Raw genomic sequence first — 26,215 nt, forward strand, 5'->3', positions numbered from 1 at the left:
GCAATGGACGACGGTCTGCGTTTCGCAATCCGTGAAGGCGGCCGTACCGTTGGCGCGGGCGTTGTTGCTAAAGTTCTGGGCTAATTACTCGTTAATTAGTTTTGAATTGAAGAGGGCGCTTCGGCGCCCTTTTTGTTGCCTGCTATTTAGCCGCTGTTATATTTATTTGCCTTTTTTAACGCTTCTCCCGTGGCGTAAATCGCTTTGTGCTATTGTAATCATAACCATTCTCATTTACACTTTGTGCGGAAATTGAACGGGAGCAATCATGTACGTTTGTTTGTGTAATGGTATAAGCGATAAAAAAATCCGCCAGGCTGTACGACAATTTCATCCACAGTCATTTCAACAGTTGCGTAAATTTATTCCTGTGGGAAATCAATGTGGTAAGTGTATTCGCGCCGCGCGAGAAGTGATGCAGGATGAGTTAACGCAAATGCCGGAATTTAAAGAGATCGCCTGAGTCACACTCTTTTTTTTGACATCCCTGTAGCCCCATCTACGCTCTAGAGAGTGGAAGCGGAGGGACTATAAAATGAAAGGTGATGTTAAAATCATAAATTATCTCAATAAACTATTGGGAAATGAGCTTGTCGCAATTAATCAGTATTTTCTTCATGCCCGTATGTTCAAAAACTGGGGCCTGACCCGGCTTAATGATGTTGAGTACCATGAATCCATTGATGAGATGAAACACGCCGATAAGTATATTGAGCGTATTTTATTTCTGGAAGGCATACCGAACCTACAGGATCTGGGCAAGCTGGGCATCGGTGAAGATGTCGAAGAGATGCTACGATCGGATCTCCGACTCGAACTGGAAGGCGCAAAAGATCTACGTGAGGCAATAGCCTATGCCGATAGCGTTCATGATTATGTCAGCCGGGATATGATGATTGAAATTCTTGCCGACGAGGAAGGCCACATCGACTGGCTGGAAACTGAGCTGGATTTGATTGCCAAACTTGGTATGCAAAATTATCTGCAATCACAAATTAAGGTGACCGATTAACCGTCTGGAAAGAAAACTTTCCAACCTGTTATGAAACCCGCCACCGCCAGCCATGGCCCAAAAGGTAGCGGGTTTATTAATGCCGATTTACCTCTCACCAGTAGCGCGACGCCAAACCTGCCACAGGCCAACATGGCGGCAAGGAAAACCAGTAACGGCAGTGTTTCCCAACAATGCCACGCCCCTAAGGCAGCAAGGTACTTGACGTCGCCATATCCAAGCCCCTCTTTCTGATAACGCAGGCGATAGCCCCAGTAAATTAACGCGAATCCGCTATAGCCGGCGATAGCACCCCAAAGCGCATCCGGTAAACGCTCCGGCAGGCAAATCTGGTGATAAAGCAGACCCCCCCACAGTAATGGACAAGTAAACCGGTCAGGCAACAGTCCGGTACGCGCGTCGTATATGCCAAGTAATAAAGAGAACGACGCATAAAAAATGAGAAAGGGGAGGGCAACAAACATAAGCAAATCCTCGTCAAGGCTTGTGCTCACCTTTATAGATTTATGCGACAGCGACAACGACGTATTGCCAGGTTTGCCTGATGCCTTCCAAAGAAAAGATACGCGTTGCCATCCTATGCGTACCATCTGGAATCGTGCTCGCATAAGAATAAAGCGCTTAATTTCTATCCGACACTTGCGTCAGGCTGAGATTTACGTATAATGCGCGGGCTTGTCGTAATTGACGGCAGGTTCGATTTGAACCTCGAATAGCCGATTTGGCTATTTAACAATGCTCCCAATCGGGGAGCTACGTAAGAACGGTTACACTCTCCCATCAATCGTAATGGGTGTGAGGAGTAATCATTTTCGTTTATAAAATAATTGGAGCTCTGGTCTCATGCAGAACCAAAGAATCCGTATCCGCCTGAAAGCGTTTGATCATCGTCTGATCGATCAATCAACCGCGGAAATCGTCGAGACTGCCAAGCGCACTGGTGCGCAGGTTCGCGGTCCGATCCCGCTGCCGACCCGCAAAGAGCGCTTTACCGTTCTGATCTCTCCGCACGTTAACAAAGATGCGCGCGATCAGTACGAAATTCGCACTCACAAGCGTCTGGTTGACATCGTTGAGCCAACCGAGAAAACCGTTGATGCTCTGATGCGTCTGGACCTGGCTGCCGGTGTAGACGTGCAGATCAGCCTGGGTTAATCAGGTCATCGAGCGATTGAGAGGTTGATACAATGATTGGTTTAGTCGGTAAAAAAGTGGGTATGACCCGCATCTTCACTGAAGATGGCGTCTCTATCCCAGTAACCGTAATCGAAGTTGAAGCAAACCGTGTTACTCAGGTTAAAGACCTGGCTAACGATGGCTACCGCGCTGTTCAGGTTACTACGGGTGCTAAAAAAGCTAACCGTGTCACCAAGCCGGAAGCGGGTCACTTTGCTAAAGCTGGCGTAGAAGCTGGCCGTGGTCTGTGGGAATTCCGTCTGGCTGAAGGCGAAGAATACACCGTAGGTCAGAGCATCAGCGTTGAACTGTTTGCTGACGTTAAAAAAGTTGACGTAACCGGTACCTCTAAAGGTAAAGGTTTCGCTGGTACCGTTAAGCGCTGGAACTTCCGTACCCAGGACGCTACTCACGGTAACTCCTTGTCTCACCGCGTTCCGGGTTCTATCGGTCAGAACCAGACTCCGGGCAAAGTGTTCAAAGGCAAGAAAATGGCAGGTCAGATGGGTAATGAGCGCGTAACCGTTCAGAGCCTTGACGTAGTACGCGTTGACGCTGAGCGCAACCTGCTGCTGGTTAAGGGTGGTGTTCCGGGTGCAACCGGTTGCGACCTGATCGTTAAACCAGCTGTGAAGGCGTAAGGGGATAGCAATGGAATTAGTATTGAAAGACGCGCAGAGCGCGCTGACTGTTTCCGAAACTACCTTCGGTCGTGATTTCAACGAAGCGCTGGTTCACCAGGTTGTTGTTGCTTATGCAGCTGGTGCTCGTCAGGGTACTCGTGCTCAGAAGACTCGTGCTGAAGTAACTGGTTCCGGTAAAAAACCGTGGCGCCAGAAAGGCACTGGCCGTGCGCGTTCAGGTTCTATCAAGAGCCCGATCTGGCGTTCCGGTGGCGTGACCTTCGCTGCTCGTCCGCAGGACCACAGTCAAAAAGTTAACAAGAAGATGTACCGCGGCGCGCTGAAAAGCATCCTGTCCGAACTGGTACGTCAGGATCGTCTGATCGTTGTCGAGAAGTTCTCTGTAGAAGCGCCGAAAACTAAGCTGCTGGCACAGAAACTGAAAGACATGGCTCTGGAAGATGTGCTGATCATCACCGGTGAGCTGGACGAGAACCTGTTCCTGGCCGCACGTAACCTGCACAAGGTTGACGTACGCGATGCGACTGGTATCGACCCGGTTAGCCTGATCGCCTTCGACAAAGTCGTAATGACTGCTGATGCTGTTAAGCAAGTTGAGGAGATGCTGGCATGATTCGTGAAGAACGTCTGCTGAAGGTGCTGCGCGCACCGCACGTTTCTGAAAAAGCGTCTACTGCGATGGAAAAAACTAACACCATCGTTCTCAAAGTTGCTAAAGACGCGACCAAAGCAGAAATCAAAGCTGCTGTGCAGAAACTGTTTGAAGTCGAAGTCGAAGTCGTTAACACCCTGGTCGTTAAAGGGAAAGTTAAACGTCACGGACAGCGTATCGGTCGTCGTAGCGACTGGAAAAAAGCTTACGTCACCCTGAAAGAAGGCCAGAATCTGGACTTCGTCGGCGGCGCTGAGTAAGTCGGAGGAGTAATACAATGGCAGTTGTTAAATGTAAACCGACATCTCCGGGTCGTCGCCACGTCGTTAAAGTGGTCAACCCAGAGCTGCACAAGGGCAAACCTTTTGCTCCGCTGGTTGAAAAAAACAGCAAATCCGGTGGTCGTAACAACAATGGCCGTATCACCACTCGTCATATCGGTGGTGGTCACAAACAGGCTTATCGTATTGTTGACTTCAAACGCAACAAAGACGGTATCCCGGCAGTTGTTGAACGTCTTGAGTACGATCCGAACCGTTCCGCGAACATCGCGCTGGTTCTGTACAAAGACGGCGAACGCCGTTACATCCTGGCCCCGAAAGGCCTGAAAGCTGGCGACCAGATTCAGTCTGGCGTTGATGCTGCAATCAAAGCAGGCAACACCCTGCCGATGCGCAATATCCCGGTTGGTTCTACCGTTCATAACGTAGAAATGAAACCAGGTAAAGGCGGTCAGCTGGCACGTTCCGCTGGTACTTACGTTCAGATCGTTGCTCGCGATGGCGCTTATGTCACCCTGCGTCTGCGTTCTGGTGAAATGCGTAAAGTCGAAGCAGACTGCCGTGCAACCCTGGGCGAAGTTGGCAATGCTGAGCATATGCTGCGCGTTCTGGGTAAAGCAGGTGCTGCACGCTGGCGTGGCGTTCGTCCTACCGTTCGCGGTACTGCGATGAACCCAGTAGACCACCCACATGGTGGTGGTGAAGGTCGTAACTTTGGTAAGCACCCGGTAACTCCGTGGGGCGTTCAGACCAAAGGTAAGAAGACCCGCAGCAACAAGCGTACTGATAAATTCATCGTACGTCGCCGTAGCAAATAATTTTAGAGGATAAGCCATGCCACGTTCTCTCAAGAAAGGTCCTTTTATTGACCTGCACTTGCTGAAGAAGGTAGAGAAAGCGGTGGAAAGCGGAGACAAGAAGCCCCTGCGCACTTGGTCCCGTCGTTCAACGATCTTTCCTAACATGATCGGTTTGACCATCGCTGTCCATAATGGTCGTCAGCACGTTCCGGTATTTGTTTCCGACGAAATGGTCGGTCACAAACTGGGTGAATTCGCACCGACTCGTACTTATCGCGGCCACGCTGCTGATAAAAAAGCGAAGAAGAAATAAGGTAGGAGGAAGAGATGGAAACTATCGCTAAACATCGCCATGCTCGTTCTTCTGCTCAGAAGGTTCGCCTTGTTGCTGACCTGATTCGCGGTAAGAAAGTGTCGCAGGCTCTGGATATTCTGACCTACACCAACAAGAAAGCGGCTGTACTGGTCAAGAAAGTTCTGGAATCTGCCATTGCTAACGCTGAACACAACGATGGCGCTGACATTGACGATCTGAAAGTTACGAAAATTTTCGTAGACGAAGGCCCGAGCATGAAGCGCATTATGCCGCGTGCAAAAGGTCGTGCAGATCGCATCCTGAAGCGCACCAGCCACATCACTGTGGTTGTGTCCGATCGCTGAGACTCTGGAGACTAGCAATGGGTCAGAAAGTACATCCTAATGGTATTCGCCTGGGTATTGTAAAACCATGGAACTCTACCTGGTTTGCGAACACCAAAGAATTCGCTGACAACCTGGACAGCGATTTTAAAGTACGTCAGTACCTGACGAAGGAACTGGCTAAAGCGTCTGTATCTCGTATCGTTATCGAGCGTCCGGCTAAGAGCATCCGTGTGACTATTCACACTGCTCGCCCGGGTATCGTTATCGGTAAAAAAGGTGAAGACGTAGAAAAACTGCGTAAGGTCGTAGCGGATATCGCTGGCGTTCCTGCACAGATCAACATCGCCGAAGTTCGTAAACCTGAACTGGACGCTAAACTGGTTGCTGACAGCATCACTTCTCAGCTGGAACGTCGCGTGATGTTCCGTCGTGCGATGAAGCGTGCTGTACAGAACGCCATGCGTCTGGGCGCTAAAGGTATCAAAGTTGAAGTTAGCGGCCGTCTGGGCGGCGCGGAAATCGCACGTACCGAATGGTACCGCGAAGGTCGCGTACCGCTGCACACTCTGCGTGCTGACATCGACTACAACACCTCTGAAGCGCACACCACTTATGGTGTAATCGGCGTTAAAGTGTGGATCTTCAAAGGCGAGATCCTGGGTGGTATGGCTGCTGTTGAACAACCGGAAAAACCGGCTGCTCAACCGAAAAAGCAGCAGCGTAAAGGCCGTAAATAAGGAGCGTCGCTGATGTTACAACCAAAGCGTACAAAATTCCGTAAAATGCACAAAGGCCGCAACCGTGGTCTGGCTGCAGGCGCGGATGTTAGCTTCGGCAGCTTCGGCCTGAAAGCTGTTGGCCGTGGTCGTCTGACTGCCCGTCAGATCGAAGCAGCACGTCGTGCTATGACCCGTGCAGTTAAGCGTCAAGGTAAGATCTGGATCCGTGTATTCCCGGACAAACCGATCACTGAAAAGCCGCTGGCAGTGCGTATGGGTAAAGGTAAAGGTAACGTGGAGTATTGGGTTGCCTTGATTCAGCCGGGTAAAGTCCTGTATGAAATGGACGGCGTACCGGAAGAGCTGGCCCGTGAAGCATTCAAGCTGGCAGCAGCGAAACTGCCGATTAAAACCACCTTTGTAACTAAGACGGTGATGTAATGAAAGCAAAAGAGCTGCGTGAGAAGAGCGTTGAAGAGCTGAACACCGAGCTACTGAACCTGCTGCGTGAGCAGTTCAACCTGCGTATGCAGGCTGCAAGTGGCCAGCTGCAACAGTCTCACCTGTTGAAGCAAGTGCGTCGTGATGTCGCACGCGTTAAGACTTTACTGACTGAGAAGGCGGGTGCGTAATGACCGATAAAATCCGTACTCTGCAAGGTCGCGTGGTTAGCGACAAAATGGAGAAATCCATTGTTGTTGCTATCGAACGTTTTGTGAAACACCCGATCTACGGTAAATTCATCAAGCGTACGACCAAAATGCACGTACATGACGAGAACAACGAATGCGGTATCGGCGACGTGGTTGAAATCCGCGAATGCCGTCCGCTGTCCAAGACTAAATCCTGGACTCTGGTTCGCGTTGTAGAGAAAGCGGTTCTGTAATACAGTACGCATTCTCAACGAATAAACGGCTCAGCGATGGGCCGTTTATTTTTTCTACCCATATCTGATTTGCGGTGTTATAATGCCGCGCCCTCGATATGGGGTTTTTTTAACGACCTGATTTTCGGGTCTCAGTAGTAGTTGACATTAGCGGAGCACTAAAATGATCCAAGAACAGACTATGCTGAACGTCGCCGACAACTCCGGTGCACGTCGCGTAATGTGTATCAAGGTTCTGGGTGGCTCGCACCGTCGCTACGCAGGCGTAGGCGACATCATTAAGATCACCATCAAAGAAGCGATTCCGCGTGGTAAGGTCAAAAAAGGTGATGTGCTGAAGGCGGTAGTGGTGCGCACCAAGAAGGGTGTTCGTCGCCCGGACGGTTCTGTCATTCGCTTCGATGGTAATGCATGCGTTATTTTAAACAATAACAGCGAGCAGCCTATCGGTACGCGTATTTTTGGGCCGGTAACTCGTGAACTTCGTAACGAGAAGTTCATGAAAATTATCTCTCTGGCACCAGAAGTACTCTAAGGAGCGAATCATGGCAGCGAAAATCCGTCGTGATGACGAAGTTATCGTGTTAACCGGTAAAGATAAAGGTAAACGCGGTAAAGTTAAGAATGTCCTGTCTTCCGGCAAGGTCATTGTTGAAGGTATCAACCTGGTTAAGAAACACCAGAAGCCGGTTCCGGCTCTGAACCAACCGGGCGGCATCGTTGAAAAAGAAGCTGCAATTCAGGTTTCTAACGTTGCAATCTTCAATGCGGCAACCGGCAAGGCTGACCGTGTAGGCTTTAGATTCGAAGACGGCAAAAAAGTCCGTTTCTTCAAGTCTAACAGCGAAACTATCAAGTAATTTGGAGTAGTACGATGGCGAAACTGCATGATTACTACAAAGACGAAGTAGTTAACAAACTCATGACTGAGTTTAACTACAATTCTGTCATGCAAGTCCCTCGGGTCGAGAAGATCACCCTGAACATGGGTGTTGGTGAAGCGATCGCTGACAAGAAACTGCTGGATAACGCAGCAGCAGACCTGACAGCAATCTCCGGTCAAAAACCGTTGATCACCAAAGCACGCAAATCTGTTGCAGGCTTCAAAATCCGTCAGGGCTATCCGATCGGCTGTAAAGTAACTCTGCGTGGCGAACGCATGTGGGAGTTCTTTGAGCGCCTGATCACTATTGCTGTTCCTCGTATCCGTGACTTCCGTGGCTTGTCCGCTAAGTCATTCGACGGTCGTGGTAACTACAGCATGGGTGTCCGTGAGCAGATCATCTTCCCAGAAATCGACTACGATAAAGTCGACCGCGTTCGTGGTTTGGATATTACCATTACCACTACTGCGAAATCTGACGAAGAAGGCCGTGCTCTGCTGGCTGCCTTTGACTTCCCGTTCCGCAAGTAAGGTAGGGTTACTAAATGGCTAAGCAATCAATGAAAGCACGCGAAGTAAAACGCGTAGCTTTAGCTGATAAATACTTCGCGAAACGCGCTGAACTGAAAGCGATCATCTCTGATGTGAACGCAACCGACGAAGATCGTTGGAATGCGGTTCTTAAGCTGCAGACTCTGCCGCGTGATTCCAGCCCGTCACGTCAGCGTAACCGCTGCCGTCAAACTGGTCGTCCGCACGCTTTCCTGCGGAAGTTCGGGTTGAGCCGTATTAAGGTCCGTGAAGCCGCTATGCGCGGTGAAATTCCGGGTCTGAAAAAGGCTAGCTGGTAATTGTCACCAATTGAATCACGGGAGTAAAGACAGATGAGCATGCAAGATCCGATCGCGGATATGCTGACCCGTATCCGTAACGGTCAGGCCGCGAACAAAGCTGCGGTCACCATGCCTTCCTCCAAGCTGAAAGTGGCAATTGCCAACGTGCTGAAGGAAGAAGGTTTTATTGAAGATTTTAAAGTTGAAGGCGACACCAAGCCGGAACTGGAACTGACTCTTAAGTATTTCCAGGGTAAAGCTGTTGTAGAAAGCATTCAGCGTGTCAGCCGCCCAGGTCTGCGCATCTACAAACGTAAAGATGAGCTGCCGAAAGTTATGGCCGGTCTGGGTATCGCAGTTGTTTCTACCTCTAAAGGTGTTATGACTGATCGTGCAGCGCGCCAGGCTGGTCTTGGTGGCGAAATTATCTGCTACGTAGCCTAATCGGAGGAAAAAATGTCTCGTGTTGCTAAAGCACCGGTCGTTGTTCCTGCCGGCGTTGATGTCAAAATCAACGGTCAGGTTATTACGATCAAAGGTAAAAACGGCGAGCTGACTCGTACTCTCAACGATGCTGTTGAAGTTAAACATGCAGATAATGCACTGACCTTCGGTCCGCGTGATGGTTACGCAGACGGTTGGGCACAGGCTGGTACCGCGCGTGCCCTGCTGAACTCAATGGTTATCGGTGTTACCGAAGGCTTCACTAAGAAGCTGCAGCTGGTTGGTGTAGGTTATCGTGCAGCGGTTAAAGGGAATGTAGTAAACCTGTCTTTAGGTTTCTCTCACCCGGTTGACCATCAGCTGCCGGCAGGTATCACTGCTGAATGTCCGACTCAGACTGAAATCGTGCTGAAAGGCGCTGATAAGCAGGTGATCGGCCAGGTTGCAGCAGATCTGCGCGCCTACCGTCGTCCTGAGCCTTACAAAGGCAAGGGTGTTCGTTACGCCGACGAAGTCGTGCGTACCAAAGAGGCTAAGAAGAAGTAAGGTAACACTATGGATAAGAAATCTGCTCGTATCCGTCGTGCGACCCGCGCACGCCGCAAGCTCAAAGAGCTGGGCGCAACTCGCCTGGTGGTACATCGTACCCCGCGTCATATTTACGCACAGGTAATTGCACCGAACGGTTCTGAAGTTCTGGTAGCTGCTTCTACTGTAGAAAAAGCTATCGCTGAACAACTGAAGTACACCGGTAACAAAGACGCGGCTGCAGCTGTGGGTAAAGCTGTCGCTGAACGCGCTCTGGAAAAAGGCATCAAAGATGTGTCCTTTGACCGTTCCGGGTTCCAATATCATGGTCGTGTCCAGGCACTGGCAGATGCTGCCCGTGAAGCTGGCCTTCAGTTCTAAGGTAGAGGTGTAAGATGGCTCACATCGAAAAACAAGCTGGCGAACTGCAGGAAAAGCTGATCGCGGTAAACCGCGTATCTAAAACCGTTAAAGGTGGTCGTATTTTCTCCTTCACAGCTCTGACTGTAGTAGGCGATGGTAACGGTCGCGTAGGTTTTGGTTACGGTAAAGCGCGTGAAGTTCCAGCAGCGATCCAGAAAGCGATGGAAAAAGCCCGTCGCAATATGATTAACGTCGCGCTGAACAACGGCACCCTGCAGCACCCGGTTAAAGGTGTTCACACGGGGTCTCGTGTATTCATGCAGCCAGCTTCCGAAGGTACCGGTATCATCGCCGGTGGTGCAATGCGCGCCGTTCTGGAAGTTGCTGGGGTTCATAACGTTCTGGCTAAAGCATACGGTTCCACCAACCCGATCAACGTGGTTCGTGCAACTATTGATGGCCTGGAAAATATGAATTCTCCAGAAATGGTCGCTGCCAAGCGTGGTAAATCCGTTGAAGAAATTCTGGGGAAATAAACCATGGCAAAGACTATTAAAATTACTCAAACCCGCAGTGCAATCGGTCGTCTGCCGAAACACAAGGCAACGCTGCTTGGCCTGGGTCTGCGTCGTATTGGCCACACCGTAGAGCGCGAGGATACTCCTGCTGTTCGTGGTATGGTCAACGCGGTTTCCTTCATGGTTAAAGTTGAGGAGTAAGAGATGCGTTTAAATACTCTGTCTCCGGCCGAAGGCTCCAAAAAGGCGGGTAAACGCCTGGGTCGTGGTATCGGTTCTGGCCTCGGTAAAACCGGTGGTCGTGGTCACAAAGGTCAGAAGTCTCGTTCTGGCGGTGGCGTACGTCGCGGTTTCGAGGGTGGTCAGATGCCTCTGTACCGTCGTCTGCCGAAATTCGGCTTCACTTCTCGCAAAGCAGCGATTACAGCCGAAGTTCGTCTGTCTGACCTGGCGAAAGTAGAAGGCGGCGTTGTAGACCTGAACACGCTGAAAGCGGCAAACATTATCGGTATCCAGATCGAGTTCGCGAAAGTGATCCTGGCTGGCGAAGTCACTACTCCGGTAACTGTTCGTGGCCTGCGTGTTACTAAAGGCGCTCGTGCTGCTATCGAAGCTGCTGGCGGTAAAATCGAGGAATAAGTAGCAGATGGCTAAACAACCGGGATTAGATTTTCAAAGTGCCAAAGGTGGCTTAGGTGAGCTGAAACGCAGACTGCTGTTTGTTATCGGCGCGCTGATTGTGTTCCGTATTGGCTCTTTTATTCCGATCCCTGGTATTGATGCCGCTGTACTTGCCAAACTGCTTGAGCAACAGCGAGGCACCATCATTGAAATGTTTAACATGTTCTCTGGTGGTGCTCTCAGCCGTGCTTCTATCTTTGCCCTGGGGATCATGCCGTATATTTCGGCGTCGATCATTATCCAGCTGTTGACGGTGGTTCATCCAACGCTGGCAGAAATTAAGAAAGAAGGGGAGTCTGGTCGTCGTAAGATCAGCCAGTACACCCGTTACGGTACTCTGGTGCTGGCGATATTCCAGTCGATCGGTATTGCTACCGGTTTGCCGAATATGCCTGGTATGCAGGGCTTGGTGATGAATCCAGGCTTTGCATTCTATTTCACCGCTGTTGTAAGTCTGGTTACAGGGACGATGTTCCTGATGTGGCTCGGCGAACAGATTACTGAGCGCGGTATCGGTAACGGTATCTCAATCATCATCTTCGCTGGTATCGTTGCGGGACTCCCGCCAGCCATTGCCCATACTATCGAGCAAGCGCGTCAAGGCGACCTGCACTTCCTCGTGTTGCTGTTGGTTGCAGTATTAGTATTTGCAGTGACGTTCTTTGTAGTATTCGTTGAACGTGGTCAACGCCGTATTGTGGTAAACTACGCCAAACGTCAGCAAGGTCGTCGTGTCTATGCTGCACAGAGCACACATTTACCGCTGAAAGTGAATATGGCGGGGGTAATCCCGGCAATCTTCGCTTCCAGTATTATTCTGTTCCCGGCGACCATCGCGTCATGGTTCGGGGGCGGTACTGGTTGGAACTGGCTGACAACAATTTCGCTGTATTTGCAGCCTGGGCAACCGCTTTATGTGTTACTCTATGCGTCTGCAATCATCTTCTTCTGTTTCTTCTACACGGCGTTGGTTTTCAACCCGCGTGAAACAGCAGATAACCTGAAGAAGTCCGGTGCATTTGTACCAGGAATTCGTCCGGGAGAGCAAACGGCGAAGTATATCGATAAAGTAATGACCCGCCTGACCCTGGTTGGTGCGCTGTATATTACCTTTATCTGCCTGATCCCGGAGTTCATGCGTGATGCAATGAAAGTGCCGTTCTACTTCGGTGGGACCTCACTGCTTATCGTTGTTGTCGTGATTATGGACTTTATGGCTCAAGTGCAAACTCTGATGATGTCCAGTCAGTATGAGTCTGCATTGAAGAAGGCGAACCTGAAAGGCTACGGCCGTTAATTGGTCGCCTGAGAAGTTACGGAGAGTAAAAATGAAAGTTCGTGCTTCCGTCAAGAAATTATGCCGTAACTGCAAAATCGTTAAGCGTGATGGTGTCATCCGTGTGATTTGCAGTGCCGAGCCGAAGCATAAACAGCGCCAAGGCTGATTTTTTCGCATATTTTTCTTGCAAAGTTGGGTTGAGCTGGCTAGATTAGCCAGCCAATCTTTTGTATGTCTGTACGTTTCCATTTGAGTATCCTGAAAACGGGCTTTTCAGCATGGTACGTACATATTAAATAGTAGGAGTGCATAGTGGCCCGTATAGCAGGCATTAACATTCCTGATCAGAAACACGCCGTGATCGCGTTAACTTCGATCTACGGTGTCGGCAAGACCCGTTCTAAAGCCATCCTGGCTGCAGCGGGTATCGCTGAAAATGTTAAGATCAGTGAGCTGTCTGAAGAACAAATCGACACGCTGCGTGACGAAGTTGCCAAATTTGTCGTTGAAGGTGATCTGCGCCGTGAAATCAGCATGAGCATCAAGCGCCTGATGGATCTTGGTTGCTATCGCGGTTTGCGTCATCGTCGTGGTCTCCCGGTTCGCGGTCAGCGTACCAAGACCAACGCTCGTACCCGTAAGGGTCCGCGCAAACCGATCAAGAAATAATCGGGGTGATTGAATAATGGCAAAGGCACCAGTTCGCGCACGTAAACGTGTAAGAAAACAAGTCTCTGACGGCGTGGCTCATATCCATGCTTCTTTCAACAACACCATCGTGACTATTACCGATCGTCAGGGTAATGCGCTGGGTTGGGCAACAGCCGGTGGTTCCGGTTTCCGTGGTTCTCGCAAATCCACTCCGTTTGCAGCTCAGGTTGCAGCAGAGCGTTGCGCTGACGCCGTGAAAGAATACGGTATCAAGAATCTGGAAGTTATGGTTAAAGGTCCGGGTCCAGGCCGCGAATCTACTATTCGTGCTCTGAACGCCGCTGGTTTCCGCATCACTAATATTACTGATGTGACTCCGATCCCTCATAACGGTTGTCGTCCGCCGAAAAAACGTCGCGTATAACGCTTCGTTTTCCAGGTTAGTTGGAGAAAGAAAATGGCAAGATATTTGGGTCCTAAGCTCAAGCTGAGCCGTCGTGAGGGCACCGACTTATTCCTTAAGTCTGGCGTTCGCGCGATCGATACCAAGTGTAAAATTGAACAAGCTCCTGGCCAGCACGGTGCGCGTAAGCCGCGTCTGTCTGACTATGGTGTGCAGTTGCGTGAAAAGCAAAAAGTTCGCCGCATTTACGGTGTGCTGGAGCGTCAGTTCCGTAACTACTACAAAGAAGCAGCACGTCTGAAAGGCAACACCGGTGAAAACCTGTTGGCTCTGCTGGAAGGTCGTCTGGACAACGTTGTATACCGTATGGGCTTCGGCGCCACTCGTGCAGAAGCACGTCAGCTGGTTAGCCATAAAGCAATTATGGTAAACGGTCGTGTTGTTAACATCGCTTCTTATCAGGTTAGTCCGAATGACGTTGTTAGCATTCGTGAGAAAGCGAAGAAGCAGTCTCGCGTGAAAGCCGCTCTGGAGCTGGCTGAGCAGCGTGAAAAGCCAACCTGGCTGGAAGTTGATGCTGGCAAGATGGAAGGTACGTACAAGCGTAAGCCTGAGCGTTCTGATCTGTCTGCGGACATTAACGAACACCTGATCGTCGAGCTTTACTCCAAGTAAAGCTTAGTACCAAAGAGAGGACACAATGCAGGGTTCTGTGACAGAGTTTCTAAAACCGCGCCTGGTAGATATCGAGCAAGTGAGTTCGACGCACGCCAAGGTGACCCTTGAGCCTTTAGAGCGTGGCTTCGGCCATACTCTGGGTAACGCACTGCGCCGTATTCTGCTCTCATCGATGCCGGGTTGCGCGGTGACCGAGGTTGAGATTGATGGTGTACTACATGAGTACAGCACCAAAGAAGGCGTTCAGGAAGACATCCTGGAAATCCTGCTCAACCTGAAAGGGCTGGCGGTGAGAGTTCAGGGTAAAGATGAAGTTATTCTTACCTTGAATAAATCTGGCATTGGCCCTGTGACTGCAGCCGATATCACCCATGATGGGGATGTCGAAATCGTCAAGCCGCAGCACGTGATCTGCCACCTGACCGATGAAAACGCGTCTATTAGTATGCGTATCAAAGTTCAGCGCGGTCGTGGTTATGTGCCGGCTTCTACCCGAATTCATTCGGAAGAAGATGAGCGCCCAATCGGCCGTCTGCTGGTCGACGCCTGCTACAGCCCTGTAGAGCGTATTGCCTACAATGTTGAAGCAGCGCGTGTAGAACAGCGTACCGACCTGGACAAGCTGGTCATCGAAATGGAAACCAACGGCACAATCGATCCTGAAGAGGCGATTCGTCGTGCGGCAACCATCCTGGCTGAACAACTGGAAGCTTTCGTTGATTTACGTGATGTACGTCAACCGGAAGTGAAAGAAGAGAAACCAGAATTCGATCCGATCCTGCTGCGCCCTGTTGACGATCTGGAATTGACTGTCCGCTCTGCTAACTGCCTCAAGGCAGAAGCTATCCACTATATCGGTGATCTGGTACAGCGTACCGAGGTTGAGCTTCTTAAGACGCCTAACCTGGGTAAAAAATCTCTTACCGAGATTAAAGACGTGCTGGCTTCCCGTGGACTGTCTCTGGGTATGCGCCTGGAAAACTGGCCACCGGCAAGCATCGCTGACGAGTAACCGGATCACAGGTTAAGGTTTTACTGAGAAGGATAAGGTCATGCGCCATCGTAAGAGTGGTCGTCAACTGAACCGCAACAGCAGCCATCGCCAGGCTATGTTCCGCAACATGGCAGGTTCACTGGTTCGTCATGAAATCATCAAGACGACCCTGCCTAAAGCGAAAGAGCTGCGTCGCGTAGTTGAGCCGCTGATTACTCTTGCCAAGACTGATAGCGTTGCTAATCGTCGTCTGGCATTCGCCCGTACTCGTGATAACGAGATCGTGGCAAAACTGTTTAACGAGCTGGGCCCGCGTTTCGCGAGCCGCGCCGGTGGTTACACTCGCATTCTGAAGTGTGGCTTCCGTGCAGGCGACAACGCGCCGATGGCATACATCGAGCTGGTTGATCGTTCAGAGAAAACAGAAGCTGCTGCAGAGTAATCTGTAGTAACGTAAAAAAACCCGCTTCGGCGGGTTTTTTTATACCCTCCTGAACCCCACATATCTACAATAATTGTATTCTTTTCGTTCAATCCCTGGAGCGACGTATGTGGTTACTTGACCAGTGGGCAGAGCGTCATATTATCGAGGCACAGCGTAAAGGCGAGTTTGATAATCTGCTTGGCCGCGGCGAGCCGCTTATTCTGGATGATGATTCTCATGTGCCGGCGGAACTTCGTGCGGGTTATCGCTTACTCAAGAATGCGGGCTGTCTTCCCCCTGAACTGGAGCAGCGCAGAGACGCTATTCAGTTACTTGATATCCTCAACAGTATCCGGGAAGATGACCCTCGTTACCATCAGGTTAGTCGCCAGCTCTCGCTGCTTGAACTAAAACTTCGGCAGGCTGGGTTGAGTACCGACTTTTTACACGGTGAGTATGCGGAAAAACTGCTGCATAAAATCAACGATAATTAACGGAGCTTGTATGTATCGCATTGGTGAGCTGGCAAAGCTGGCAGACGTAACGCCTGATACCATTCGCTACTATGAAAAACAGCAGATGATGGATCATGAGGTACGTACTGAAGGCGGATTTCGTCTGTATACCGAAAACGATCTGCAGCGTCTCAAGTTTATTCGTTATGCGCGGCAGTTGGGTTTCACGCTTGAGTCGATCCGCGAACTTTTATCGATCCGAATTGATCCTGAGCACCATACCTGTCAGGAGTCAAAAAGTATTGTGCAAGAGCGATTGCAGGAGGTTGAAGCCAGGATTGCGGAACTGCAAACGATGCAGCGTTCGTTACAAAGGCTTAATGATGCTTGTTGTGGAACGGCCCACAGTAGCGTCTATTGTTCCATTCTGGAAGCCCTGGAGCAGGGGGCCAGTGGGGCGAAATCAGGATGTTGATTTATTGAACCGGCGGGGCTACACTCGCGCCGTTAATTTATACAATCGGGAGACATTATGAGTCGTTATCAACATAAGAAAGGGCAGATAAAGGACAATGCCATTGAGGCATTACTGCACGATCCCCTTTTCAGGCAACGCGTTGAAAAAAATAAGAAAGGCAAAGGAAGCTATCTGCGCAAAGGTAAACACAGTAATCGAGGGAACTGGGAGGCCAGTGGCAAGAAAGTAAGTGACTTTTTTACCACTGGCCTTCTGCTTATTAAGAACGGTTATTTTGTTCTTTCAGCAGATCGCGGATTTCGCCCAATAACACTTCCTCTTTAGAAGGCGCTGGCGGAGCTGCCGGCTCTTCTGCTTTTTTACGGTTGAGTCTGTTGATAAGCTTAATGGCAACAAAGATAGCAAAGGCCACAATCACAAAATCAAATACGTTCTGGATAAACACGCCGTAATGCATGACGACCGCCGGAATATCTCCCTGCGCTTCGCGTAACGTAAAAGCAAATTGTTTAAAGTCGATCCCGCCGATTAACAATCCCAACGGCGGCATAATGATATCGGCAACCAGTGAAGAAACAATCTTACCGAATGCCGCGCCAATAATGACACCCACTGCCAAATCCACAACATTCCCGCGCATCGCGAATTCGCGAAATTCTTTAATAAAACTCATTTTTATTCTCCCTATGCAGCTGACGTTATAAGTTTAACAAATGCTAAGGCATTTTCCATTTACGGCTTCTGTTTAGCGAAATAAATTAAACCTTGATAAATAAAGGGAATTAAAAAGGGCGCTGAATGAGCGCCCCTTAAATTAGAGGAAGAAAGGACTTGGCTGGAACAGACGTTCGACGTCGGTAATAAACTTTTTATCGGTCAAAAACATAATGACGTGATCGCCTTGTTCAATGCGTAAATTGTCATTAGCAATCATGACATCATTACCGCGAACGACCGCGCCAATAATGGTGCCTGGCGGCAGTTTTATTTCGTCAATGACGCGGCCAACCACGCGGGAAGTGCTTTCATCGCCGTGCGCGACGGCTTCGATGGCTTCGGCAACCCCGCGACGTAGTGAGGAAACGCCGACGATATCTGCTTTACGCACATGGCTCAGTAATGCAGAGATGGTGGCCTGCTGCGGAGAAATCGCAATATCTATAACGCTACCCTGCACAAGATCGACATAAGCGCGGCGCTGAATTAGCACCATGACTTTCTTGGCGCCCATCCGCTTGGCCAACATCGCGGACATGATATTGGCTTCATCATCGTTAGTGACCGCGATAAAGAGATCGACCTGATCAATATGCTCCTCCGCCAGCAATTCCTGATCGGAAGCGTCGCCAAAAAAGACGATCGTGTTTTGCAGCTTCTCAGCCAGTTCTGCGGCGCGTTGTTGATCGCGTTCGATCAATTTAACGCTATAGTCTTTTTCCAGACGCCTTGCCAGCCCGGCGCCGATATTGCCGCCGCCCACCAGCATGATGCGCTTGTAGGGTTTTTCCAGACGCTGTAATTCGCTCATTACTGCACGGATATGCTGTGAAGCCGCAATAAAGAAGACTTCATCCCCTGCTTCCACGATAGTCGAACCCTGAGGGCGGATTGGTCTGTCATGACGGAAAATTGCGGCAACGCGGGTATCGATATGCGGCATATGCTCTCGCATTGTCGAGAGCGCGTTACCTATTAGTGGACCGCCATAGTAGGCTTTTACTACTGCCAGACTGACTTTCCCTTCGGCAAAGTTTACAACCTGTAATGCTCCCGGATACTCGATCAGACGATAAATATTATCGATAACCAACTGCTCCGGCGCGATCAGATGATCAATCGGAACCGCTTCAGAATGAAAGAGTTTATCCGCATCGCGAACATAGTCCGGGGAGCGAATGCGGGCGATACGGTTTGGAGTGTTGAAGAGTGAATAGGCTACCTGACAGGCAACCATATTAGTTTCATCTGAACTGGTGACAGCGACCAGCATATCCGCATCGTCAGCGCCCGCTTCGCGCAACACGCGGGGATGCGAACCATGCCCCTGAACTACGCGTAGATCGAACTTATCTTGCAAACTGCGTAACCGTTCGCCGTTGGTATCAACCACCGTGATGTCGTTGTTTTCGCCGACCAGGTTTTCCGCCAGTGTTCCGCCAACTTGCCCTGCGCCCAGTATGATAATTTTCATCAGTCGTGGCCCGTTATCTCATCACTTCTTGATTAGCTTAGCGTAAAAGAACCCATCACCTTCTTCGCCGCCCGGCAGATTTTGCTGTCCTGGCTGATCAGGTGTTCCCGTTTCTCTGAGCGCGGCATCGGGAGTGCGTTGCAAAAAGGTTTTGATCTGATCGCGGTTTTCTTCCGGCAGTACGGAACAGGTGGCGTAAACCAGCGTCCCGCCGGGCTTCAGGCGCTGCCAGACGGCATCAAGAATTTCCGCCTGTAATTGCGCCAGTTCCGCGATATCGCGATCGCGACGCAGCCATTTGATATCTGGATGACGGCGAATGACGCCGGTTGCGGAGCAGGGCGCATCCAGCAGAATACGGTCAAACTGCTGCTCGCCGCACCATTGGGCGGGATAACGTCCATCCCCTTGTTTAACTGTCGCTTTCATCCCAAGACGCTTTAGGTTGTCGTAAACGCGGGAGAGTCGTTGTTCATCAATATCAACCGCCAACACGTCTGCTTCGGGGGCCACTTCGAGAATATGCGTGGTTTTACCGCCGGGCGCGGCGCACAAGTCTAAAATGTGCTCACCGTTCTGAGGAGCGAGAAAAACCGCACATCCCTGCGCAGAGGCATCCTGGACAGTTACCCAACCCTCAGCAAAACCGGGTAAAGCATGTACCGGAGCTGGCGTTTCCAGACGTACAGCGTCGGGATAATCGGGATGCGGATATCCCTTCATGCCTGCGTCTTCAAGTAAGCCAAGCCAACCGTCGCGGGTGTGGTGTGTACGATTTACACGTAGCCACATCGGTGGACGCTGGTTATTCGCTTCAATAATGCGTTGCCACTGTGTGGGGTAGGCATTTTGCAAACGCTTTACCAGCCAACCGGGATGTAAAAAGCGCGCATCGCTGGTCGCAAACTCATTAAGCAACGTTTCCTGCTGGCGCTGGAACTGGCGCAGGACGCCGTTAATTAACCCTTTCAACTGCGGACGTTTGATGGCGACCGCGCCTTCAACGGTTTCAGCCAGCGCCGCATGGGGAGGGACGCGGGTGTACAGCAACTGATAAAAGCCGACCATAATTAAGTAATGCACAGTACGCTGCTTGCCGGTCATTGGACGAGACATCAGCTTATTGATCAGCCATTCCAGCTGTGAAAGAGTGCGCAGGACGCCAAAGCACAGCTCCTGAAGTAGCGCTTTGTCTTTATCGGCGACTTTTTGTTGCAGCGGCGGGAGCACATTACTTAATGATTGTCCCTGCTCGACGACCTGTTCAACGGCCTGTGCTGCCAGACTACGTAAATTGTTTTGTTTTTTCATATGTATAAAATAAAAATGCCCGGTAACACCGGGCTTATAAAGACGTGACCGTCAGGCAAGACGGTTACCAGGAATAAACCATTCCCGGCGTGAATTTAACAGATCCTGGGCGCTCATCGCTTTTTTGCCGGCAGGCTGAAGCGAAAGCAAATTTAATATCCCCTTGCCTGTTGCAACCTGAATGCCCTGTTTCGTCGCGGCCAGAATGGTTCCCGGCAGCGACTGCGTGGCGTCCTCAATGACGGACGCCTGCCAGACTTTTACCGGCTGGCCGTCGATTTCCAGCCAGCTCATTGGCCACGGATTAAAGGCGCGAATGCAACGCTCCAGCTGTGCTGCGGAGAGAGACCAGTCAATACGCGCTTCTTCTTTACTGAGCTTTTCCGCATGAGTGACCAGCGCTTCATTCTGCGCTTCAGGCGTCGCTGTGCCGTCCGCCAGTTGTTTTAGTGTGGTAATTAACCCCTGCGGGCCAAGTTCAGCCAACTTATTATACAGTGAGCCACTGGTATCTTCTGCGGTAATCGGGCACGCAAGTTTATACAGCATGTCGCCGGTATCCAGCCCTACATCCATCTGCATAATTGTGACGCCGGTTTCCGCATCGCCTGCCCAAAGTGAGCGCTGAATAGGCGCCGCGCCGCGCCAGCGTGGAAGCAGCGAACCGTGAACGTTGATACATCCGAGACGGGGCATATCCAGCACTGCCTTTGGGAGAATCAGACCATATGCTACGACAACCATGACGTCGGCATGTAAGTCAGCAACCAGTTGCTGGTTTTCCTGAGGACGAAGCGACACGGGCTGGAAAACGGGCAGGCCTTTTTCTTCCGCCAGCACTTTTACCGGGCTGGGCATCAACTTTTTGCCGCGACCTGCTGGACGATCGGGTTGGGTAAATACGCCGACAACGTTATGTCCAGAAGTTAACAGCGCGTCGAGATGACGCGCTGCAAAGTCAGGTGTACCCGCAAAAATAATACGTAGTGAATCTGACACGTTGGTTCTTGTCCTTTAAGCCCGGGCGTTCAGGCGGTCGAGTTTTTCTACTTTCTGACGAATACGTTGTTGTTTCAGCGGCGACAAATAATCGATAAACAGTTTACCGACCAGGTGATCCATCTCATGCTGAATGCAGATTGCCAGTAAACCATCCGCTTCAAGCTCAAACGGGTTGCCGTCGCGATCCAGCGCGCGGATTTTCACTTTCTCGGCGCGCGGCACTAAAGCGCGCTGTTCCGGAATCGACAGACAGCCTTCTTCTATACCCGTTTCACCACTTTTCTCCAGCAATTCCGGGTTAATGAGTACCAGGCGCTCGTCGCGGTTTTCCGAAACGTCAATCACGATGATCCGCTGGTGGATATCGACCTGCGTTGCGGCCAGACCGATACCTTCTTCCGCGTACATCGTTTCGAACATATCATCGACGATACGCTGAATTTCTGCATTCACTTCTTCAACCGGCTTTGCGACTTTGCGAAGGCGCTCGTCCGGAATATGTAACACTTGCAAAACTGACATAATTATCCAGAGTTGTGTTCAGGAGTTGAAAAGATTATTACCTCTATTCTAGACAAATCCCCACCTGATTGACAGCATCAGTGACCAATCGCAAAGATTGTTCAGACTGCTTGTGGCAGGGGAGGGAAAGGATGGCCCGTACCGAAATTTGGTTACGTTTAATGTACGTCGGCGACCTTTATGGCGAGGCGATGTTGAACATGGCGAATTCGCTTATTCGCCAGCCTCAGATAAATCGCACGCACCTTCAGAAAGCTGGTCTTACCGCGCGGCAAGCTGAACGTTTTTTACAGCTTCCAGCAGGTGTGCTTGATGAGACATTACGCTGGCTTGAACTACCGCAGCACCATTTTCTGTGTGCGGATAGTGAAATTTATCCTCCCCAGCTGCGTGCTATTGACGATTATCCCGGCGCTATTTTTATTGACGGCGATCCTGCCTGTCTGCATACCTGCCAACTTGCCGTCGTAGGAAGCCGGAGCCACTCCTGGTATGGAGAACGCTGGGGACGTCTGCTTTGCGAAAGCCTTGCGAAAAGCGGTTTGACGATCACCAGCGGCCTTGCCCGGGGAATTGATGGCGTAGCACACAACGCCGCGGTGAGTATGGGGGGAAAAAGTGTAGCGGTGTTAGGGAATGGTTTGGCAAAGATTTATCCTCGCCGACATGCCGTGCTGGCTGAAAACTTGATTGCCACCGGCGGCGCAGTGGTCTCAGAATTTCCGCTTTCAACGCCTCCGCTACCGCAAAATTTTCCTCGCAGAAACCGCATTATCAGCGGACTGAGCAAAGGCGTGCTGGTGATTGAGGCGGCGTTGCGCAGCGGTTCGTTGGTGACGGCGCGCTGCGCGCTTGAACAGGGGCGGGACGTTTTTGCATTACCAGGCCCTATCGGTAGTCCGGGAAGCGAAGGAACGCACTGGTTAATTAAACAAGGGGCCACGCTTGTGACGACGCCGGAGGATATTCTGGAAAATTTGCAATACGGCTTACACTGGTTGCCAACTACGGCGGAAAATTCACTTTATTCACTAAATCAGGATGAGGCGGCATTGCCATTTCCTGAGCTCCTGGCTAACGTAGGAGATGAGGTAACACCTGTTGACGTCGTCGCTGAACGTGCCGGCCAACCTGTGCCAGCGGTAGTGGCTCAGCTACTCGAACTGGAGTTAGCAGGATGGATCGCAGCTGTACCCGGCGGCTATGTCCGATTAAGGAGGGCAAGCCATGTTCGACGTACTAATGTATTTGTTTGAAACATACATCCATAACGAAGCCGAGCTGCGCGTGGATCAGGACAGACTGGAGCGTGATCTCACCGACGCTGGGTTTGATCGCGAAGACATCTACAATGCGCTGCTGTGGCTGGAAAAACTCGCTGACTATCAGGATGGCCTCGCGGAACCCATGCAACTTGCTTCCGACCCTCTTTCAATGCGCATTTATACGGTTGAAGAGTGTGAAAGGCTTGATGCCAGTTGCCGGGGGTTCCTGTTATTCCTTGAGCAGATTCAGGTGCTAAACCTCGAAACACGAGAAATGGTGATTGAGCGTGTGCTGGCGCTGGATACCGCAGAGTTTGACCTGGAAGACTTGAAATGGGTTATTTTGATGGTGTTATTCAACATTCCGGGCTGTGAAAACGCCTATCAGCAAATGGAAGAATTACTCTTTGAGGTAAATGAAGGTATGCTGCATTGATAGGTGTTAATGCTGCATGAGTGAATATGGCTAAATCAGCACTGTTTTCGGTGCGTAAAAATGAGCCCTGCCCGCAGTGCGGGGCCGAACTGGTAATTCGCTCCGGGAAACATGGTCCGTTTCTCGGCTGTTCTCGCTATCCGGAATGCGATTACGTTCGTCCGCTGAAAAGTCAGGCGGACGGACATATCGTTAAAATTCTGGAGGGGCAACTGTGCCCTGAGTGTGGCGCCGTACTGGTGCTGCGTCAGGGGCGCTTTGGCATGTTCATCGGATGCAGTCAGTATCCGCAATGTGAACATACAGTGGTTATTGATAAACCGGATGAAACGGCGATTGCCTGTCCAGCCTGCCAGCAAGGACATTTGGTCCAGCGCCGTTCTCGTTACGGTAAAATCTTTCATTCCTGCGATCGCTACCCGGAATGTCAGTTCGTCATTAACTTCACACCGGTTGCGGGGGAATGCCCCGAGTGCCATTATCCGCTACTCATCGAAAAGAAAACCGCGCAGGGCGTGAAGCGCTTTTGCGCCAGTAAACAATGTGGAAAGCCGGTTCCGGTGGAATAAACAAGTGAATAATAACCTGCCAACAGGATCTATCGTCGCAGCGGTAGATCTCCTGAATAAAGAAAATGTCATCGCTTATCCAACAGAAGCCGTTTTCGGCGTCGGCTGCGATCCCGATAGTGAAACAGCCGTTACGCGCCTGCTGGCGTTAAAACAACGGCCCGTCGATAAGGGACTCATTTTGATTGCCGCCAGCTTTGAGCAGTTAAAACCTTATATTGATGACAGCATACTTACCGCCGCACAGCGTAAAGCGGTATTTGATTGCTGGCCCGGGCCGGTAACGTTTGTTTTTCCTGCGCCCGCGACAACGCCGCGTTGGCTCACGGGGCGTTTTGATTCCCTGGCCGTTCGTGTTACCAACCACCCGCTGGTGGTCGCGCTATGCAATGCGTATGGCAAACCGCTGGTTTCCACCAGCGCCAATCTGAGCGGATTACCGCCATGTCGTACCGTTGAAGAGGTACGTGCGCAATTTGGCGATGATTTTCCGGTGGTTGAAGGCGCAACGGGTGGGCGTTTAAATCCTTCAGAAATTCGCGATGCTCTGACGGGCGAACTGTTTCGACAGGGGTAATATGATGGAAACCTATGCTGTTTTTGGAAATCCGATTGCTCACAGCAAATCGCCATTTATTCATCAGCAGTTTGCTCAGCAGCTAGATATTGTTCACCCCTATGGTCGCGTGCTGGCCCCTATTAATAATTTCATTAATGCGCTTGATGCCTTTTTCGCGGCAGGGGGAAAAGGCGCAAACATCACAGTACCTTTTAAAGAGGAGGCGTTTGCGCGATCGGATGAGTTAACGGAACGAGCATCGCTGGCGGGAGCCGTCAATACATTAAAACGGCTGGAAGATGGTCGTTTGCTTGGCGACAATACTGACGGTATCGGTTTATTAAGCGATCTCGAACGTTTAAATTTTATCCGCCCAGGATTGCGTATTTTGCTGATTGGCGCGGGCGGCGCATCCCGGGGCGTGCTGTTACCCCTGCTTTCTTTGGATTGCGCGGTCACTATCACTAACCGTACAGCTTCACGTGCCGAAGCGTTGGCGAAAATCTTTGCTCATACCGGCAGCGTTCATGCCACGGATATGGACAAGCTGGATGGTTGTGAGTTTGACCTGATTATTAATGCGACCTCCAGCGGCATACGGGGCGAAATCCCGGCGATTCCGGCGTCACTTATTCACCCTTCCCTCTGTTGCTATGACATGTTCTATCAAAAAGGGAATACGCCATTTCTCTCCTGGTGTGTACAACAGGGCGCAAAACGCTACGCAGATGGGCTGGGAATGCTGGTGGGGCAGGCTGCACATGCCGTTTTGCTTTGGCACGGTGTATTACCGCAGGTCGAGCCAGTGATTGAGCTGCTACAGCAGGAATTATTAGCGTGAACCAGGCCATACAATTTCCTGACCGCGAAGAATGGGATACTGCCGCCAGTGCTATCATCTTTCCCGCCCTGGTTAATGGGATGCAACTCACGTGTGCAATAAAAAAAGATGTACTGGCGTATCGCTTTGGTGGAGAAACAGTGGAGCAATGGCTGGCCATTTTTCGTGAGTATCGCTGGGACCTGGAAGAAGAGGCGGAAGCATTAATCCTGGCCCAGCAGGAAGACGATCACGGTTGGATATGGTTATCCTGAGAAAGATAGTCGTCTTTCCATTTTACATAGTTATTGGCGGAGTACTGCAGACCCGATCTCTCAGCATCGCTCAGGGGGCGGATCTGTTTTACCGGACTGCCAAGATATAAATAGCCGCTTTCCAGCCGTTTGTGCTGCGGCACCAGGCTTCCCGCGCCAATCATTACGTCATCTTCTATTATCGCACCATCCAGCACAATGGAGCCCATACCGACCAGTACGCGGTTACCGATGGTACAGCCGTGCAGCATAACTTTATGGCCAACGGTAACATCTTCGCCAATGATTAAGGGGTTGCCGTGTGGATTGGATGGAGACTTGTGGGTTACGTGAAGAACGCTGCCATCCTGAATGTTCGTACGAGCCCCTATCGCAACGTAATTCACATCGCCGCGAATCACCACAAGCGGCCAGATCCCGACATCATCCGCCAGACGGACATCGCCAATAACCACGCTGCTGGTATCGATCATCACGCGCTGACCGATTTCAGGAAAAAGATCCTTATAAGGACGTAATGTGTCAGACATGTCTACCTCATCATAAATGAATAGTCATGAAGACTTTGGTTGCTTTAATGGCGTTGTGCAAGGGGAGATAGCATCAAAAAATCGCCACTTTGTGCAGGAATGGAGCGAAAGGGATGAAAAATCAACAAACAGAAAAAAAGATCCAAAAAACGCTTGTGCAAAAAAATGGGATCCCTATAATGCGCCTCCATCGACACGGCGGATGTGAATCACTTCACACAAACAGCCGGTCGGTTGAAGAGAAAAATCCTGAAATTCAGGGTTGACTCTGAAAGAGGAAAGCGTAATATACGCCACCTCGCGACGGTGAG

Annotated in this window: 46 protein-coding genes and 1 pseudogene; 40 read left to right on the forward strand and 7 right to left on the reverse strand. The window is 50.7% G+C overall.

Features of this window, described 5'->3' with window-relative positions; translation table 11 throughout:
* From ACLJZ5_RS21470 to bfr, 3 genes are all read left to right on the forward strand, one after another.
* On the forward strand, positions 1-84 hold an 84-nt coding region (locus ACLJZ5_RS21470; protein WP_000740160.1), incomplete at its 5' end, for a hypothetical protein.
* Positions 85-268: 184 nt separating this feature from the next.
* Positions 269-463 carry a bacterioferritin-associated ferredoxin gene (gene bfd, locus ACLJZ5_RS21475; protein WP_000289082.1) on the forward strand — a complete coding sequence of 65 codons (195 nt, stop codon included), beginning with the start codon at positions 269-271 and terminating at the stop codon, positions 461-463.
* A 72-nt stretch (positions 464-535) separates the two neighbouring features.
* On the forward strand, positions 536-1,012 hold the full coding sequence (gene bfr / locus ACLJZ5_RS21480; RefSeq protein ID WP_000675530.1) for a bacterioferritin: 477 nt from the start codon (positions 536-538) through the stop codon (positions 1,010-1,012).
* Here the strand turns inward: bfr and hopD are convergent.
* Positions 1,009-1,476, reverse strand: a complete 468-nt coding sequence (hopD, locus tag ACLJZ5_RS21485; protein WP_024798447.1) for a prepilin peptidase — start codon at positions 1,474-1,476, stop codon at positions 1,009-1,011. The two genes, bfr and hopD, sit on opposite strands and share 4 nt — an antisense overlap.
* A 379-nt stretch (positions 1,477-1,855) precedes the next feature.
* On the opposite strand from hopD, the gene rpsJ reads away from it, so the two are divergent.
* From rpsJ to ACLJZ5_RS21640, 31 genes and pseudogenes are all read left to right on the forward strand, one after another.
* Positions 1,856-2,167 carry a 30S ribosomal protein S10 gene (gene rpsJ, locus ACLJZ5_RS21490; protein ID WP_001181005.1) on the forward strand — a complete coding sequence of 104 codons (312 nt, stop codon included), beginning with the start codon at positions 1,856-1,858 and terminating at the stop codon, positions 2,165-2,167.
* Between the two features lie 32 nt (positions 2,168-2,199).
* Entirely contained in the window at positions 2,200-2,829 is a 630-nt protein-coding gene (rplC, locus tag ACLJZ5_RS21495) for a 50S ribosomal protein L3 (RefSeq protein ID WP_000579838.1), read from the forward strand.
* A 10-nt stretch (positions 2,830-2,839) separates the two neighbouring features.
* A complete protein-coding gene (gene rplD, locus ACLJZ5_RS21500; protein ID WP_000424395.1) occupies positions 2,840-3,445 on the forward strand; it encodes a 50S ribosomal protein L4 in 606 nt (201 codons plus the stop codon).
* Positions 3,442-3,744 carry a 50S ribosomal protein L23 gene (rplW, locus tag ACLJZ5_RS21505; RefSeq protein WP_000617546.1) on the forward strand — a complete coding sequence of 101 codons (303 nt, stop codon included), beginning with the start codon at positions 3,442-3,444 and terminating at the stop codon, positions 3,742-3,744. Before rplD ends, rplW begins: the two co-directional genes overlap by 4 nt.
* Positions 3,745-3,761: 17 nt before the next feature.
* Positions 3,762-4,583 (forward strand): 50S ribosomal protein L2, encoded by an 822-nt coding sequence (gene rplB / locus ACLJZ5_RS21510; RefSeq protein ID WP_000301869.1) that lies wholly within the window; start codon positions 3,762-3,764, stop codon positions 4,581-4,583.
* A 16-nt stretch (positions 4,584-4,599) separates the two neighbouring features.
* Positions 4,600-4,878 carry a 30S ribosomal protein S19 gene (gene rpsS, locus ACLJZ5_RS21515; RefSeq protein ID WP_001138115.1) on the forward strand — a complete coding sequence of 93 codons (279 nt, stop codon included), beginning with the start codon at positions 4,600-4,602 and terminating at the stop codon, positions 4,876-4,878.
* A 14-nt stretch (positions 4,879-4,892) separates the two neighbouring features.
* Positions 4,893-5,225: a 50S ribosomal protein L22 gene (gene rplV / locus ACLJZ5_RS21520; RefSeq protein ID WP_000447529.1), complete on the forward strand. Its 333-nt coding sequence runs from the start codon at positions 4,893-4,895 to the stop codon at positions 5,223-5,225.
* Between the two features lie 17 nt (positions 5,226-5,242).
* Complete coding sequence (gene rpsC / locus ACLJZ5_RS21525; protein WP_000529945.1) at positions 5,243-5,944, forward strand: 30S ribosomal protein S3; 702 nt, start codon at positions 5,243-5,245, stop codon at positions 5,942-5,944.
* A gap of 12 nt (positions 5,945-5,956) precedes the next feature.
* Entirely contained in the window at positions 5,957-6,367 is a 411-nt protein-coding gene (gene rplP / locus ACLJZ5_RS21530; RefSeq protein ID WP_000941208.1) for a 50S ribosomal protein L16, read from the forward strand.
* The gene (gene rpmC, locus ACLJZ5_RS21535) at positions 6,367-6,558 is read left to right on the forward strand and encodes a 50S ribosomal protein L29 (protein ID WP_000644742.1); all 192 of its coding nucleotides are present in this window, start codon (positions 6,367-6,369) and stop codon (positions 6,556-6,558) included. The genes rplP and rpmC overlap by 1 nt, the downstream gene beginning before the upstream one ends.
* Positions 6,558-6,812, forward strand: coding sequence for a 30S ribosomal protein S17 (gene rpsQ, locus ACLJZ5_RS21540; RefSeq protein ID WP_000130101.1), 255 nt, complete (start codon positions 6,558-6,560; stop codon positions 6,810-6,812). The genes rpmC and rpsQ overlap by 1 nt, the downstream gene beginning before the upstream one ends.
* Positions 6,813-6,975: 163 nt before the next feature.
* Positions 6,976-7,347, forward strand: a complete 372-nt coding sequence (gene rplN, locus ACLJZ5_RS21545; protein WP_000613954.1) for a 50S ribosomal protein L14 — start codon at positions 6,976-6,978, stop codon at positions 7,345-7,347.
* Between the two features lie 10 nt (positions 7,348-7,357).
* On the forward strand, positions 7,358-7,672 hold the full coding sequence (gene rplX / locus ACLJZ5_RS21550) for a 50S ribosomal protein L24 (RefSeq protein WP_000729185.1): 315 nt from the start codon (positions 7,358-7,360) through the stop codon (positions 7,670-7,672).
* 14 nt (positions 7,673-7,686) lie between these two features.
* Positions 7,687-8,226 carry a 50S ribosomal protein L5 gene (rplE, locus tag ACLJZ5_RS21555; RefSeq protein ID WP_001096206.1) on the forward strand — a complete coding sequence of 180 codons (540 nt, stop codon included), beginning with the start codon at positions 7,687-7,689 and terminating at the stop codon, positions 8,224-8,226.
* Positions 8,227-8,240: 14 nt separating this feature from the next.
* The gene (gene rpsN / locus ACLJZ5_RS21560; protein WP_001118932.1) at positions 8,241-8,546 is read left to right on the forward strand and encodes a 30S ribosomal protein S14; all 306 of its coding nucleotides are present in this window, start codon (positions 8,241-8,243) and stop codon (positions 8,544-8,546) included.
* Positions 8,547-8,579: 33 nt separating this feature from the next.
* The gene (rpsH, locus tag ACLJZ5_RS21565) at positions 8,580-8,972 is read left to right on the forward strand and encodes a 30S ribosomal protein S8 (protein ID WP_000062611.1); all 393 of its coding nucleotides are present in this window, start codon (positions 8,580-8,582) and stop codon (positions 8,970-8,972) included.
* 12 nt (positions 8,973-8,984) lie between these two features.
* The gene (rplF, locus tag ACLJZ5_RS21570; protein WP_000091939.1) at positions 8,985-9,518 is read left to right on the forward strand and encodes a 50S ribosomal protein L6; all 534 of its coding nucleotides are present in this window, start codon (positions 8,985-8,987) and stop codon (positions 9,516-9,518) included.
* A 9-nt stretch (positions 9,519-9,527) separates the two neighbouring features.
* On the forward strand, positions 9,528-9,881 hold the full coding sequence (gene rplR, locus ACLJZ5_RS21575) for a 50S ribosomal protein L18 (protein WP_000358956.1): 354 nt from the start codon (positions 9,528-9,530) through the stop codon (positions 9,879-9,881).
* 14 nt (positions 9,882-9,895) lie between these two features.
* A complete protein-coding gene (rpsE, locus tag ACLJZ5_RS21580) occupies positions 9,896-10,399 on the forward strand; it encodes a 30S ribosomal protein S5 (RefSeq protein WP_000940121.1) in 504 nt (167 codons plus the stop codon).
* A 3-nt stretch (positions 10,400-10,402) separates the two neighbouring features.
* Complete coding sequence (rpmD, locus tag ACLJZ5_RS21585; protein WP_001140434.1) at positions 10,403-10,582, forward strand: 50S ribosomal protein L30; 180 nt, start codon at positions 10,403-10,405, stop codon at positions 10,580-10,582.
* Between the two features lie 3 nt (positions 10,583-10,585).
* Positions 10,586-11,020 carry a 50S ribosomal protein L15 gene (gene rplO / locus ACLJZ5_RS21590; protein WP_001238917.1) on the forward strand — a complete coding sequence of 145 codons (435 nt, stop codon included), beginning with the start codon at positions 10,586-10,588 and terminating at the stop codon, positions 11,018-11,020.
* A 7-nt stretch (positions 11,021-11,027) separates the two neighbouring features.
* Positions 11,028-12,359, forward strand: a complete 1,332-nt coding sequence (gene secY / locus ACLJZ5_RS21595) for a preprotein translocase subunit SecY (RefSeq protein WP_001118864.1) — start codon at positions 11,028-11,030, stop codon at positions 12,357-12,359.
* Positions 12,360-12,390: 31 nt separating this feature from the next.
* Positions 12,391-12,507: a 50S ribosomal protein L36 gene (gene rpmJ / locus ACLJZ5_RS21600; RefSeq protein WP_000868187.1), complete on the forward strand. Its 117-nt coding sequence runs from the start codon at positions 12,391-12,393 to the stop codon at positions 12,505-12,507.
* A 146-nt stretch (positions 12,508-12,653) separates the two neighbouring features.
* Positions 12,654-13,010: a 30S ribosomal protein S13 gene (rpsM, locus tag ACLJZ5_RS21605; protein WP_000090780.1), complete on the forward strand. Its 357-nt coding sequence runs from the start codon at positions 12,654-12,656 to the stop codon at positions 13,008-13,010.
* Between the two features lie 16 nt (positions 13,011-13,026).
* Positions 13,027-13,416, forward strand: a complete 390-nt coding sequence (rpsK, locus tag ACLJZ5_RS21610; protein WP_001029758.1) for a 30S ribosomal protein S11 — start codon at positions 13,027-13,029, stop codon at positions 13,414-13,416.
* Between the two features lie 33 nt (positions 13,417-13,449).
* Complete coding sequence (gene rpsD / locus ACLJZ5_RS21615) at positions 13,450-14,070, forward strand: 30S ribosomal protein S4 (RefSeq protein WP_000135226.1); 621 nt, start codon at positions 13,450-13,452, stop codon at positions 14,068-14,070.
* Between the two features lie 25 nt (positions 14,071-14,095).
* Positions 14,096-15,085: a DNA-directed RNA polymerase subunit alpha gene (locus ACLJZ5_RS21620; RefSeq protein ID WP_001162094.1), complete on the forward strand. Its 990-nt coding sequence runs from the start codon at positions 14,096-14,098 to the stop codon at positions 15,083-15,085.
* A gap of 40 nt (positions 15,086-15,125) precedes the next feature.
* Positions 15,126-15,509, forward strand: a complete 384-nt coding sequence (rplQ, locus tag ACLJZ5_RS21625) for a 50S ribosomal protein L17 (protein WP_001216370.1) — start codon at positions 15,126-15,128, stop codon at positions 15,507-15,509.
* Positions 15,510-15,616: 107 nt separating this feature from the next.
* Entirely contained in the window at positions 15,617-15,985 is a 369-nt protein-coding gene (locus ACLJZ5_RS21630; RefSeq protein WP_024797596.1) for a DUF1992 domain-containing protein, read from the forward strand.
* 10 nt (positions 15,986-15,995) lie between these two features.
* On the forward strand, positions 15,996-16,421 hold the full coding sequence (gene zntR, locus ACLJZ5_RS21635) for a Zn(2+)-responsive transcriptional regulator (protein ID WP_000285588.1): 426 nt from the start codon (positions 15,996-15,998) through the stop codon (positions 16,419-16,421).
* A gap of 57 nt (positions 16,422-16,478) precedes the next feature.
* Positions 16,479-16,682, forward strand: a pseudogene (locus tag ACLJZ5_RS21640) (alternative ribosome-rescue factor A); the annotation flags it as partial.
* Between the two features lies 1 nt (position 16,683).
* On the opposite strand, the gene mscL reads toward ACLJZ5_RS21640, so the two are convergent.
* From mscL to def, 5 genes are all read right to left on the reverse strand, one after another.
* The gene (gene mscL / locus ACLJZ5_RS21645; protein WP_000008119.1) at positions 16,684-17,097 is read right to left on the reverse strand and encodes a large-conductance mechanosensitive channel protein MscL; all 414 of its coding nucleotides are present in this window, start codon (positions 17,095-17,097) and stop codon (positions 16,684-16,686) included.
* A 141-nt stretch (positions 17,098-17,238) separates the two neighbouring features.
* A complete protein-coding gene (trkA, locus tag ACLJZ5_RS21650) occupies positions 17,239-18,615 on the reverse strand; it encodes a Trk system potassium transporter TrkA (RefSeq protein WP_000691374.1) in 1,377 nt (458 codons plus the stop codon).
* 21 nt (positions 18,616-18,636) lie between these two features.
* Positions 18,637-19,926, reverse strand: a complete 1,290-nt coding sequence (rsmB, locus tag ACLJZ5_RS21655) for a 16S rRNA (cytosine(967)-C(5))-methyltransferase RsmB (RefSeq protein ID WP_024797595.1) — start codon at positions 19,924-19,926, stop codon at positions 18,637-18,639.
* 51 nt (positions 19,927-19,977) lie between these two features.
* Positions 19,978-20,925, reverse strand: coding sequence for a methionyl-tRNA formyltransferase (gene fmt / locus ACLJZ5_RS21660; protein ID WP_001285174.1), 948 nt, complete (start codon positions 20,923-20,925; stop codon positions 19,978-19,980).
* Between the two features lie 15 nt (positions 20,926-20,940).
* Positions 20,941-21,450: a peptide deformylase gene (def, locus tag ACLJZ5_RS21665; RefSeq protein WP_000114987.1), complete on the reverse strand. Its 510-nt coding sequence runs from the start codon at positions 21,448-21,450 to the stop codon at positions 20,941-20,943.
* Between the two features lie 131 nt (positions 21,451-21,581).
* On the opposite strand from def, the gene dprA reads away from it, so the two are divergent.
* Genes dprA through ACLJZ5_RS21695 form a run of 6 tightly spaced genes read left to right on the forward strand, consistent with a single transcriptional unit; the run spans position 21,582 to position 25,374 of the window.
* The gene (dprA, locus tag ACLJZ5_RS21670) at positions 21,582-22,706 is read left to right on the forward strand and encodes a DNA-protecting protein DprA (protein WP_024797594.1); all 1,125 of its coding nucleotides are present in this window, start codon (positions 21,582-21,584) and stop codon (positions 22,704-22,706) included.
* A complete protein-coding gene (gene smg, locus ACLJZ5_RS21675) occupies positions 22,678-23,151 on the forward strand; it encodes a DUF494 family protein Smg (RefSeq protein WP_000460663.1) in 474 nt (157 codons plus the stop codon). The genes dprA and smg overlap by 29 nt, the downstream gene beginning before the upstream one ends.
* A gap of 26 nt (positions 23,152-23,177) precedes the next feature.
* Entirely contained in the window at positions 23,178-23,720 is a 543-nt protein-coding gene (locus tag ACLJZ5_RS21680; protein WP_001129708.1) for a type I DNA topoisomerase, read from the forward strand.
* A gap of 4 nt (positions 23,721-23,724) precedes the next feature.
* Positions 23,725-24,297, forward strand: coding sequence for an L-threonylcarbamoyladenylate synthase type 1 TsaC (gene tsaC / locus ACLJZ5_RS21685; RefSeq protein WP_001063621.1), 573 nt, complete (start codon positions 23,725-23,727; stop codon positions 24,295-24,297).
* Between the two features lie 4 nt (positions 24,298-24,301).
* Complete coding sequence (gene aroE, locus ACLJZ5_RS21690; RefSeq protein WP_024797593.1) at positions 24,302-25,120, forward strand: shikimate dehydrogenase; 819 nt, start codon at positions 24,302-24,304, stop codon at positions 25,118-25,120.
* Positions 25,117-25,374 (forward strand): DUF1488 domain-containing protein, encoded by a 258-nt coding sequence (locus ACLJZ5_RS21695; protein ID WP_024797592.1) that lies wholly within the window; start codon positions 25,117-25,119, stop codon positions 25,372-25,374. Before aroE ends, ACLJZ5_RS21695 begins: the two co-directional genes overlap by 4 nt.
* Here ACLJZ5_RS21695 and ACLJZ5_RS21700 read toward each other — a convergent pair.
* Positions 25,350-25,904: a gamma carbonic anhydrase family protein gene (locus ACLJZ5_RS21700; protein WP_001285635.1), complete on the reverse strand. Its 555-nt coding sequence runs from the start codon at positions 25,902-25,904 to the stop codon at positions 25,350-25,352. The two genes, ACLJZ5_RS21695 and ACLJZ5_RS21700, sit on opposite strands and share 25 nt — an antisense overlap.
* Between the last annotated feature and the right edge of the window lie 311 nt (positions 25,905-26,215).

Source organism: Salmonella sp. 5800 (genome assembly GCF_046558195.1).
GTDB classification, from domain to species: Bacteria; Pseudomonadota; Gammaproteobacteria; order Enterobacterales; family Enterobacteriaceae; genus Salmonella; species Salmonella enterica.